Source organism: Bradyrhizobium sp. P3_C3 (assembly GCF_056402655.1).
This window is the reverse complement of the sequence record NZ_JBFUGY010000096.1, coordinates 1-9,727: the sequence shown is the minus strand read 5'-3', so window position 1 is coordinate 9,727 and position 9,727 is coordinate 1. Positions and strand designations below refer to the sequence as shown.

11 protein-coding genes are annotated in these 9,727 nt (G+C 63.5%); 8 read left to right on the top strand and 3 right to left on the bottom strand.

The annotated features are described in order from the left end of the window. From AC1DW2_RS42815 to AC1DW2_RS42795, 5 genes are all read left to right on the top strand, one after another. A partial coding sequence (locus AC1DW2_RS42815; protein WP_477009102.1) for a flagellar biosynthetic protein FliR occupies nucleotides 1–546 on the top strand: 546 nt, incomplete at its 5' end. A 5-nt stretch (nucleotides 547–551) separates the two neighbouring features. Next, entirely contained in the window at nucleotides 552–971 is a 420-nt protein-coding gene (locus AC1DW2_RS42810) for a hypothetical protein (RefSeq protein WP_477009101.1), read from the top strand. Then, a complete protein-coding gene (locus AC1DW2_RS42805; protein ID WP_477009100.1) occupies nucleotides 968–1,453 on the top strand; it encodes a rod-binding protein in 486 nt (161 codons plus the stop codon). The genes AC1DW2_RS42810 and AC1DW2_RS42805 overlap by 4 nt, the downstream gene beginning before the upstream one ends. Before the next feature lie 39 nt (nucleotides 1,454–1,492). Continuing rightward, nucleotides 1,493–2,005 (top strand): hypothetical protein, encoded by a 513-nt coding sequence (locus tag AC1DW2_RS42800; RefSeq protein WP_063981320.1) that lies wholly within the window; start codon nucleotides 1,493–1,495, stop codon nucleotides 2,003–2,005. Then, nucleotides 2,002–2,460: a hypothetical protein gene (locus tag AC1DW2_RS42795; protein WP_014492689.1), complete on the top strand. Its 459-nt coding sequence runs from the start codon at nucleotides 2,002–2,004 to the stop codon at nucleotides 2,458–2,460. Before AC1DW2_RS42800 ends, AC1DW2_RS42795 begins: the two co-directional genes overlap by 4 nt. Before the next feature lie 122 nt (nucleotides 2,461–2,582). On the opposite strand, the gene AC1DW2_RS42790 is transcribed toward AC1DW2_RS42795, so the two are convergent. Beyond that, nucleotides 2,583–3,353, bottom strand: coding sequence for a response regulator transcription factor (locus AC1DW2_RS42790; protein WP_028147148.1), 771 nt, complete (start codon nucleotides 3,351–3,353; stop codon nucleotides 2,583–2,585). Between the two features lie 817 nt (nucleotides 3,354–4,170). On the opposite strand from AC1DW2_RS42790, the gene AC1DW2_RS42785 reads away from it, so the two are divergent. Beyond that, nucleotides 4,171–5,103, top strand: a complete 933-nt coding sequence (locus AC1DW2_RS42785) for a hypothetical protein (RefSeq protein ID WP_477009099.1) — start codon at nucleotides 4,171–4,173, stop codon at nucleotides 5,101–5,103. A 14-nt stretch (nucleotides 5,104–5,117) separates the two neighbouring features. Here AC1DW2_RS42785 and AC1DW2_RS42780 read toward each other — a convergent pair whose 3' ends face one another. Beyond that, nucleotides 5,118–5,699, bottom strand: coding sequence for a MarR family winged helix-turn-helix transcriptional regulator (locus tag AC1DW2_RS42780; protein ID WP_477009098.1), 582 nt, complete (start codon nucleotides 5,697–5,699; stop codon nucleotides 5,118–5,120). 547 nt (nucleotides 5,700–6,246) lie between these two features. Here AC1DW2_RS42780 and AC1DW2_RS42775 point away from each other — a divergent pair. Together AC1DW2_RS42775 and AC1DW2_RS42770 are read left to right on the top strand one after the other, a co-directional pair. After that, entirely contained in the window at nucleotides 6,247–7,473 is a 1,227-nt protein-coding gene (locus AC1DW2_RS42775; RefSeq protein ID WP_477009103.1) for an MFS transporter, read from the top strand. A gap of 101 nt (nucleotides 7,474–7,574) precedes the next feature. Further along, nucleotides 7,575–8,462 carry a dienelactone hydrolase family protein gene (locus AC1DW2_RS42770; RefSeq protein WP_063981323.1) on the top strand — a complete coding sequence of 296 codons (888 nt, stop codon included), beginning with the start codon at nucleotides 7,575–7,577 and terminating at the stop codon, nucleotides 8,460–8,462. A 58-nt stretch (nucleotides 8,463–8,520) separates the two neighbouring features. On the opposite strand, the gene AC1DW2_RS42765 is transcribed toward AC1DW2_RS42770, so the two are convergent. Beyond that, nucleotides 8,521–9,727 (bottom strand): serine hydrolase domain-containing protein (locus tag AC1DW2_RS42765; protein WP_477009097.1); only part of this gene is annotated, 1,207 nt, incomplete at its 5' end.

Here is a 9,727-nt window from a genome sequence, read left to right as displayed (position 1 = left end):
CTTGTGCTCCTGATCTGCTCCGAGCTCGTGGTCGGCAGCGTCATCGGGCTTGGCGGGCGGGTGTTCTTCCTCGCGCTGCAGACCATGGCGACCGTGATGGCGGGCGCGATCGGGCTGAGCAACATCCCGGGAACGCCGGTCGGCGACACCGATCCGGCGCCGGCCCTGGTGCCGCTGATCATGGCAGCCGTCACCACATTGTTCTTCATGACCGACCAGCACTGGCAGGTCCTGCGCGGGCTGATGAACTCCTACGACGTCTGGCAGCCCGGCAACAGGATCGGCGGCAGCATGGCGCTCGAGCAGCTGGTCAGCCGCCTGTCCGAGGCGTTCGTGCTGACGCTGCGGATCACCAGCCCCTTCATCGTCTATTCGGTCATCGTCAATCTCGCGGTCGGCCTGATCAACAAGCTGACGCCGGCGATCCCGGTCTATTTCATCTCGGTGCCCTTCGTGCTGTTCGGCGGCTTCCTGCTGCTCTACCTCACCAGCGACGAGCTCTTGACGCAATTCATGCTTGGCGTCTCGTCGTGGCTGGCGGAGTGATGGTCATGACGTCGCGCGCGGACAAGCTCGGCCGGATGGTCTCGCTCGTGAAGCTTCAGCTCCGGCTGTCCGAATGGCAGCTCGCGCATCTGCGGCAGCAGGAGCGCAGCTTGCAGGACGAGCAGGAATGGCTGGTAGGAACCCTCAACGAGGGCAAGCCGCCGGCGGGCTCGTCGAGCGATTCAATCGCGCGGCGCCTGAACAGGACGAGCGCCGGTGCGCGCGCGGTCCAGGCGCAGGCGTCGCAGCAGCTCGACCAGGTCCGCGCGGACACCCGCCGTGTGAAGCAGCTCGAGCAGGTCGCGAAGGCCGCGCTCGCAGACAAGCTTCGCGACGCGGAGGCGCGCTCGCTCGAAGAGATGACGGGAATAAGTCCCGCCGTGCGCGACTGGACGCCACGGCTAGCCAGCCGGAACAAGACATGATCGTGACAGCGACGCCCGACCTCGTTCTCGATGTCCTCGATGCCGCCGACCCCGTGACGCAGCGGGCGGCGACCGCGAAGCTCGATGCACTGAAATCGTCGGACGCCGATTTCGCCGCCACCATGGACGCGGAGGTCGGCAAGGCCAAGGCGGCGACTGCCGATCAATCCGCGGCGCAGGCTGCCGAAGCGCAGCAGCCGGGTGCGGTGAACGGGCCGCCGGTGCGGGTGATCAAGGCGCCCGCATCCGGCGAGGTGTACCGGAAGTTCGAGGCGTTCATTCTCCAGACCTTCGTCGAGACGATGCTGCCGAAGGAGTCGGAGGAAGTCTTCGGCAAGGGCACGGCCGGCGGCGTCTGGAAGGCGATGCTGGCGGAGCAGCTTGGTGCTCAGCTGGCAAAGGGCAAGGGCATTGGCATTGCCAAGCAACTCGCCGCTGCGCAACCGGCGGGGCCCGGCGTTACGGAAAAGACCGGATCATGATCCGGGAATGGGTGACAGAAGTTGAGGGGTGAATTTCCTATGCAAGCACAAGAAGGTGCGGCGGTCCTGGTGGTGGAGCAGCCGGTCGTGGACGCCGAGGCGATGACGCTGGAAGCGGCAGAAGGCGATGCGTTCTTGCCTGCGCTGCTGCCGAATCTCGGCGGTGACGTGGTGAACGACGGCACCGACGCGGCGAGATCGGACGAGGTGCGTGGCCTGCTGTCTGCGATCCGCCGGCTCGAGAACATCGTCGAGGAGGAGACGGTCGCGCTCTCGACGGGCAAGAAGATCGATTTCGACGATTTCAGTGCCCGGAAGAGCCGGAGCATGCTCGAATTCGTCCGCTTGATGCGGGCACGGATGCATCTCGGCAACGAGGTCGAGATCACCGAGGAGATCCAGCGGTTGCGCGAGAAGCTCGAGCGAAACCGTTCCATCCTCGAAATGCATTACGATGCGGTGCGTGAGGTCGCGGCCATCATCGTCAAAGCGATCAAGGAAGCCGAGTCGGACGGCACCTATACCGGCCGCACAGCACAGGACGGAAAATGATCAGACTCGTGCTGGCCGGGCTCTGGGTATGCATCCTCACCGCGGGCACGAGCTATGCCGTGGCCTATTGGAAGGAAAACGGCAGCCTGCTGCCGGCGAAGGACGAATATCTCGACGGCCTTCAATACCAGAAGACGCGGGCGCTGAGCGTGCCAATGGTCGAGGGCGGCAGCGTGCAGGGCTACATCGTGGCGCGCTTCGTCTACACCGTTGAGGCGCGGATCATGCACCAGCTCAACGTCCCGCCGGAGCCGTTCGTCGTCGACGAGGCCTTCCGCAGGATCTATGCCGACGACCGCCTCGATTTCAGGAAGCTCGCCCGTTACGACCTTTCCATCCTCACGACGGCCATCAAGCAGCGCGTCAACGAGCGGATGCAGGCCGACGTCGTCCAGGACGTCCTGGTCGAGGACTTCAACTATGTTTCGAAGGAAGAATTCCAGCAGAAGCCGTAGCTGTCGCGGCGCCGGCATCGCGAGGCCGCTGTTCCGCCATCCCTGCCGCTGAAAGTGCAACGGCCTCTGCGAAGGGAACTCCGCAGAGGCCGTTGTCGTTTTCGTGGCGGTGCCCTGCCGCGTTAGTTTCCGGCCGGGTACGCCGCCGGGGCGGCATGTGCCCTGTTCAGGAGGATGCCGACCTCGTCGAGTTCCTGCATCGGCACGTCGATGGTCTCGCCGGCCGGGATGTTGAGGCGGTATCCGACGTAGCGCCGGGCCACGATCGCGTCGAAGCCGAGGCGGTCGCGGAGTTTCTTGCGCAGCTTGCTGACGTGGCTCTCGATCACGCTCTCGTCGAAGGTCGACTCGAAGATGCCGTAGACCGCGTTGAAAATCTGCGTCTTGGTGATCCACTTGCCGTGGTTGCTGACCATATACTCGAGAATGCGCAGCTCGCGGCGGGGCAGGGTGAGAGCGTGGCCCGCGATCTCGGGGTCACGTCCGTTGAAGAAGACCTGGATCCTGGTCTCGCAGGGCCTCGGCAGCTCGCCCACCCGGCGGCGCGCGATTGCGGCCGTTCGGGCGAGGATCTCGCGCAGGTGAATCGGTACATGGACGACGTCGTCGACGCCCGATTCGAACAGCTCAAGCGTGTTCTTGAGCATCTTCTGGCCGCTCATGGCGATGATGGGCGCCGAGGAGCGCTTGCGCATCGCCCGCGGCAGGCTTCCGCGGGCATCGCAGTCCCCGAGGAGAAAGGCGTCGACCGCCGCCAGATCCGGTTCGCTCGCAGATTGCAGCCAGTCCCAGAATTCTCCGGAGGAGAAGCCGATCGACGATACACCTTCGCGAACGAGCCCTCCAACGTAGCTGTTCGTGACGCTCTCGCGATCATCAACGATAATATACATTAGTCTTTCGCCCCTGTTTCGCACTTGTTGCGGCCGGATGGTTGTTGTGATGCCCGGCTCGGCAACCATGCTGTTTGACGATATTTCCATCCCGCGAACCGTTATTATGGTTTCGATATTCGCGGGCAGCCCTACGCATTCAGTGCCTGCGTGTGCAGGCCTGCTACTTCGACTCGATACTGAACGCTTACTGCGTGAGGCTCGGCGGGTGTCTTACGGATCACCTCGCGGAGCGGATTGAGACAGACCTAGAACAGTTGCGCCAACTTGCCGATTGCGTCCGAACGCACCTGAACTGTGTCGATCTCCTCGCCAACTGGCGAGAATCACTTGAGTAGGACCGTAACAATTGCCGATTTCCGATCAAGCGCGCGCAGCAAAGCGGTTGCTATGCGTGTTTGATGCTGTTGATTCGTTTCTGGTTGTTTCTTTGTATGTTCGATCGCATCAGTTGATTTGGTGATCGAACTAGTTCTGCACCGTAGCGTTTCTAAAGTTCCGCATCCCCGCGTAATCACAGCTATTTTGCGCGGTGCTGCGGGTCATGCGCATAGTGGGGTTTTCAACCCGGGATTGACTCTCCTGCTGGTGTTTCCCCATGCGACAATTCGACTCATGTATGGCGCGGCGACTCCAGCTTGGCGAAATCTTGGCGAGTGTGTGTCTTTCGAGTCGCACTCTCGCCACGTCCATGACGCTTTTGACTCATGCGACGTCGCATCGGGCGCGATGAAAAGTTTTCGCTGCGCACGTTTCAGGCAAGCTTCGGCAAATAACTTCACCGTTCGATAGATCGAACCGAACGGAGCATTCTCACATGTTGTCCGATGGACAAGCTCGTCCCAACGCGACCGCTGATGTTTCCGCGGCGGCGAAGCCGGCTCCGGATGCGCGCGATACAAGCACGACACAGGCGGCCAAGCCCGCTGCAAGCGCGAAGCGTGTGTCGGCTGCGGCGAACGACGAGACTCTGGCGAAAGAGGCGCTCGAGGGGCTGAAGCGCATTCGCGCCAAGGCGCGCCTCGACAAGATGGCGATACCGAAGCCTGCGCCGACCGTGATGAAGCCGGCCGTGATCGTGGCCAAGCCGCCGCCGCCGCGTCCGACATGGGTCGCGCCGCTCGCAACATTGGCGGTCGCTGCGATCCTGGTGGTCTGTGCCTGCACCGGCGTGATCGCCTATCTCACCACGCAGCCGGCCCAAAGCAACGTTGCCGCCAATACGGAGATCAGGAATCTGCGCGAGACTGTCGCGCTGCTGCGCAAGCAGGTGTCGGGCGTGTCCGAAAATCTCGACGGCCTGCGCACCGCGGTCGATCAGTCGAGCAAGGCGACCAACGATCGCTTCGGCCGGTTCGCCGAGAATCTGGACCGTATCGAGCGGGTGAGCTCGTCCTCGACGGTGAAGCTGGACAAGCTCGCCCAGGCTCAGGCGCAAGCGCCGGCGCCGGCGGCCGTCGCCTCTCAGTCGCCCTCGCAGACGATGCCGATGATGGCCTCGGCTGCCGCGCCCGAGATCACGGGTTCGGTTCCTCCGTCGGCGCCGCGCAAGGTGGTCAAGGGCTGGTCGGTCCGCCAGGCCTATGAGGGGATTGCGATCCTGCAAGGTCCGAACGGCGTCATCGAGGCCGTGCTTGGTCAGCAGGTACCCGGGCTTGGCCGCATCGAAGAGATCAAGAACGAGAACGGCCGTCTGGTGGTGGAGTCCAGCGGCGGCGTCATCTACTCGTCACGTAAGGCGACGCCGTGATCGAGGGCCGTCTCCTATTGGCGATGATGCTCGAAGCTGGTGCATAGCAGATCGACCTCCGCCTCCGCGATCGGCGCGCGAAACAGGCGGCAGCTGAACTCGGCGGCGCCGGGCTTGCCGTCCGTGGCAGTGCGATCTTCGCGGAGGAAGATGCATCGCTTGCAGACGTCGGTATGGTGCCGCTGCTCGGCCGCGTCCGCTTGATCGAGCACGTGCCGGAGCGTGTCGCGAAAGTGGATCTTGGCCTCGTCGTCGAGGACGGCGATCGGCTCCAGGAGAACGCTGATGGGGTCGCGCACCAGGAACTTCTTGCCCTGCTGCGTCACGCTCAGCGTCACCGATCGCTTGTCCGTCGCGGACCGCTTTCGCTCCAGATATCCGAGCCGCTCGAGCTCGCCGATGATGAAAGAGGCGGTGCCGCGCGTGGTGCCGACGTAGCTCGCGAGCGCCGAGGGCGTCCGCGAGAAACGGTTGGCGCGGGACAGAAAGCGCAGGGCCATCCATTCGCGGTCGCGCAAGCCATGCTTGGTGCCTTCGAACCACAGGATGCGGGCCATCTGTCCCAGCAATTCAATCGCTTCGCGAGCTAAAATCATTTCAGTTCCAGGTCGGACAAGCTTTATTCAATTGAGCCTTTGGTAGCGCAATCTGGGTGGACGAGAATGAAAGTTCTCGGGCGATTCTTCGTCCGTTGCCGGATGGAGGGACCGCGCTCGGGAAGTTGCATCCGTTGTGCAGATGGAACTTCCGGCCGTGGAACTAGAGCGTCACACAGAAAGTTCGAGTAAATCGCACGACTCAACTCTTCTGAAAATTTCAGTCAAATCACGACAGCTTGCGCGTGAATTGACGGTGATGTGCGACGCCTGAGCAACATGATGTGTCATTGTCGCCACTGCGAGGCCCATTTGTTGCGGCCTGGAGTTTCGAATACGCAAAAGGGCGCATCACCGGCAACGCCTGGCGATGTGGCTGGCCGGGAGAGAACCCTCTCTTTCGGTTAATGGATGTTGCGACGCAATGCAGCCAGGCGGTTAAGTCCGGCAAACGAGCGAATCCAGGGAAGTCAAAGTGTCGTTGGGAATTGAGCAAGCGGCGCCGTTCAACGTCAAACGAACAGCATTCGCAGCCACCATCGGCAACATGCTCGAATTCTACGACTTCATTACCTACAGCTTCTTCGCCATCCAGATCGGCCATAGCTTCTTCCCGACCGGAAGCGAGTACGGCAGCCTGATGCTATCGCTGGCGACCTTCGGGGCCGGCTTCGTGACGCGGCCGATCGGCGGGATCGTGCTTGGCATCTATTCCGACCGGATCGGCCGGCGGCCCGCCATGCTGCTGAGCTTTGCGTTGATGGGAGCTGCGATCCTGACCATCGCGCTCACGCCGTCCTATCGCATGATCGGCGTCGCCGCGCCCATCATCGTGATTGCGGCGCGCATGGTGCAGGGCTTCGCCCTCGGCGGCGAGGTCGGACCGACCACCGCCTATCTCCTCGAGATTGCCCCGCCCGAGCATCGGGCGCTGGTCGTGGCATGGCAGCCGGCGAGCCAGGAGATCGCGGCGACCGCCGGCGCGCTGGTCGGCGTCATCCTAAGCACGACCATGGCGCCGGAGATGCTGGACTCCTACGGCTGGCGGGTGGCGTTTCTGATCGGGGCCGTCTGCCTGCCGTTCGGGTTCTGGATGCGGCGGACGCTGCCCGAGACGATTCCGCATGCCGATGCCGGTGTCGCAGCGAAACAGCGCACGGGTCACCTCTCGCAGGCCCGGCGTCACCTCGGCATCATCGCGCTGGCCTTGATGATCCTGGCCAGCGGCACGATCTCGACCTATGTCACGCAATACATGACGACCTATGCGCAGAATACCCTGCACGTGTCGTCGACACTGGCTTTCGCCGTGTCGCTCGTCAGCAACGGCATTCAGTTCGTCGGCGCACTGGTCGGCGGATGGCTCGCCGATCGTCTCGGCCGTAAGCCGATCATGATCTGGCCGCAGCTCGCAACCCTCCTGCTCACCTATCCGACCTTCCTGTGGATCGTCCATGCACCGGGCGCGCTGTCGCTCCTGATCGGCTTCGGTGTGCTATCGATCATCGGCTCGCTGCCGTTCACCGCGTTCTATGCGACCTTCACCGAAGCGCTGCCCCAGAACATCCGCGGAGGCGTGTTCGCGACCGTCTACGCGGTGGCGATCGCGAGCTTCGGAGGTACGGCGCAGCTCGTGGTCACCTGGCTCCTCCACGTCACCGGCAATCCGCTGGCACCGGCCTGGTACCTCCTGCTTGCGGCGATCGTCGGACTTGTCGCAATGAGCCTGATGCCCGAAACGGCGCCGGTGAAAAGACGTCAGGGCTTGGCCTGAACGCGAACATGCTCGCAGGCTGGTGATTTGCGTTTCGCCGGCAATTATCGGCGAATGCGCCGCCTGAGGAATCAGGGCCCAGCATCAGGAAGGATCGACCGATGAGCTTCGAAACCACCATGACATCCGACGTCGTCGGGCTGACGAAAGTCGCGCCGGTCTCGCGCCGCGGATTCATGAGCGCCACCGCGGCCGTCGCTGCCGGCTACACGCTTGCGGCCGGTCCGGTCCGTGCCGAAATCATCACGACAGATACCGGCGGCCTCCAGGCTGGCGACACCAGGATCAAGGTCGGCTCCGAAGAGATGCCTGCCTATTTCGCGCGCCCGGCCGGCAACACCAAGGCGCCGGTGATCATCGTGGCGATGGAGATTTTCGGCCTGCACGAATACATCAAGGATGTGACACGGCGCCTCGCCAAGCTCGGCGCCTTCGCGGTCGCGCCCGACTATTATTTCCGCAAGGGTGTCGATCTCACCAAGGTCACCGACATCAAGGATCTGCTGCCGGTCGTCAATGCCAAGCCGGACGCCGAGCTGCTGTCCGATCTCGATGCGACGGTGGCGTGGGCGGGATCGCAAGGCGGCGACACCACGAAGCTAGGCATCATCGGCTTCTGCCGGGGTGGCCGCAATGTCTGGGAATACGCTGCCCACAGTGGCACCCTCAAGGCCGGTGTCGCGTTCTACGGTGCGCCGGTCGATCCCGCCAATCCGGTGTGGCCGAAGAGTCCGATTCAGCTCGCCCCCGAGATGAAGGCGCCGGTGCTCGGCCTCTATGGCGGCGCCGATACCGGCATTCCCGTGGCCCAGGTCGAGCAGTTCAAGGCGACGCTTGAGCAGGACAAGAAGATCGCCGAATTCAAGATCTATCCGCAGGCGCCGCACGGCTTCCATGCCGACTATCGCGGCAGCTATCGCAAGGATGCGGCGGAAGACGCCTGGAAGCAGGCCCAGGCCTGGTTCAAGAGGTACGGCGTGTTGAGCTGACGCCAGATTCGCAAAGGGCGGCCTGAGCGGCCGCCCTTTCTGTTCCAGCGCGCCGGTCTCACTTCACCATCGCGCCATAAACGATGTCCTGCACCTGCTCGCGATAGTATTTCCTGAGCTCGCCCGGCGCCGCCGTTCCCACCACCACGACGAGACGCTCCTTGGGATCGCAGAAGAACTGCGTCCCGTAGGCGCCGTTCCAGGTGAACTCGCCGGGATTGCCGGGGACCGACGACAGCCCTTCGCTGGTCCGGACCGCGACCGCGAGACCAAAGCCGAAGCCGGCGCGATGTGGCTCGATGTTGGCCACGTTGTTCTTGATCTCGGGACCGAGGTGGTTGGTCGTCATGTGATGCACGGTCTTCGGGGAAAGAATGCGCTGGCCGTCGAGCTCGCCGCCGTTGAGCAGCATCTGGCCGAAGCGGATGTAATCGCCCATCGTCGCGAACGAGCAGGCACCGCCGCAGTCGAACTTGGTCGGGGTGTCCAGCAGCTTGATGGCTTGCGGCTTGCCGGTCAGCGGATCGTTGGCAAACGGGCGGGCGAGGCGAGGGCGCTGTGCGTCGGTCGGGTTGAAGGTCGCGTCCTTCATGCCGAGCGGCTGCCACACATTGGCGGCGAGATAGTCGCCGAGCCTCTGTTCGCTGACCTTCTCGACGACGGCGCCGAGCACGTCGATCGAGAAGCCGTATTCGAACTCGGTCGAGGGCTGATGCGCCAGCGGCAGTTTTGTGATGCGGTCGATGAAGGCCTCAGTGTCGCCTTCCACCGCCGGGGCGACGCCATCGGGGTATTGCCGCGCCACCGGGCTCGATGAGTCGGGGCGGCCGCCATACATCAATCCGGACGTATGCCGGTAGAGATCGTGGATGAAGATCGGGGACGCCTGCGGTTCGAGCTTGAGCGAGCCATCGGCCCCGGTCGCGCCGACCTTCATGTCGGCAAAGCCGGGATAGTAGTCGGACAGCTTGGCCTGGAGCGGCAGCTGGCCTTTTTCCATTAGCGTCAGGCCCGCGACTGCCGCCATCGGCTTGGTCATCGAGGCCAGCGCGAAGATCGCGTCAACCGGCATCGGCGTGCCCTTGTCGGGATCGAGCATGCCGTAAGCCTTGTAGTGCACGAGCTTGCCGTCCCGCGCCACCGCGACGACGGCGCCGGGAACGCGCTTGGCGGCGATCTCGCGCGCGAAGAAGCTGTCGAGCCGGGCGAGACCCTGCTTCGAGAAACCGGCGTCATCAGGGTTGGCTTCGGGCAGTGGTGCGGGG

Excerpts from the sequence above, each read along its gene's own strand:
- AC1DW2_RS42770 (WP_063981323.1), top strand. The coding sequence starts at position 7,575 with ATGAGCTTCGAAACCACCATGACATCCGACGTCGTCGGGCTGACGAAA.
- AC1DW2_RS42805 (WP_477009100.1), top strand. The coding sequence starts at position 968 with ATGATCGTGACAGCGACGCCCGACCTCGTTCTCGATGTCCTCGATGCC.
- AC1DW2_RS42785 (WP_477009099.1), top strand. The coding sequence starts at position 4,171 with ATGTTGTCCGATGGACAAGCTCGTCCCAACGCGACCGCTGATGTTTCC.
- AC1DW2_RS42790 (WP_028147148.1), bottom strand. The coding sequence starts at position 3,353 with ATGTATATTATCGTTGATGATCGCGAGAGCGTCACGAACAGCTACGTT.
- AC1DW2_RS42800 (WP_063981320.1), top strand. The coding sequence starts at position 1,493 with ATGCAAGCACAAGAAGGTGCGGCGGTCCTGGTGGTGGAGCAGCCGGTC.
- AC1DW2_RS42775 (WP_477009103.1), top strand. The coding sequence starts at position 6,247 with ATGCTCGAATTCTACGACTTCATTACCTACAGCTTCTTCGCCATCCAG.
- AC1DW2_RS42795 (WP_014492689.1), top strand. The coding sequence starts at position 2,002 with ATGATCAGACTCGTGCTGGCCGGGCTCTGGGTATGCATCCTCACCGCG.
- AC1DW2_RS42810 (WP_477009101.1), top strand. The coding sequence starts at position 552 with ATGACGTCGCGCGCGGACAAGCTCGGCCGGATGGTCTCGCTCGTGAAG.
- AC1DW2_RS42780 (WP_477009098.1), bottom strand. The coding sequence starts at position 5,699 with ATGATTTTAGCTCGCGAAGCGATTGAATTGCTGGGACAGATGGCCCGC.